The organism is Peribacillus sp. SIMBA_075 (assembly GCF_046534585.1).
Genome location: NZ_JAWRYN010000240.1, coordinates 1 through 349 on the forward strand (window position 1 = coordinate 1; position 349 = coordinate 349).

At 40.7% G+C, this 349-nt stretch carries 2 protein-coding genes; both read left to right on the forward strand.

The features are described from left to right. On the forward strand, window positions 1–177 hold a 177-nt coding region (locus SB775_RS28050), incomplete at its 5' end, for a RapZ C-terminal domain-containing protein (protein WP_486360709.1). A gap of 3 nt (window positions 178–180) precedes the next feature. Further along, window positions 181–349: 2-phospho-L-lactate transferase CofD family protein (locus tag SB775_RS28055; protein ID WP_410864427.1), on the forward strand; the 169-nt coding region annotated here is incomplete at its 3' end.

Sequence of the window (349 nt, forward strand, 5' to 3'; positions counted from 1 at the left end):
ACGTTCATGCTGCCTCATTATAAAAGAGAAGGCAAGAGTCAACTTGTAATTGAAATTGGATGTACAGGTGGACAGCATCGTTCTGTTACGCTTACAGAATACCTTGGGAAACATTTGAAACCAGAGTATAGCGTTCATGTATCTCATCGTGATGTGGAGAAGAGAAAGGGCCATTAAGGGATGAAAAAAGAGAGAAAACCTAAAATTGTTATCATGGGAGGCGGTACTGGACTCTCTGTTTTATTACGAGGATTAAAACAATATCCGGTTGATATTACAGCAGTTGTTACAATCGCTGATGATGGTGGTAGTTCAGGTAGATTACGTGATGAGCTCGAAATTCCACCCC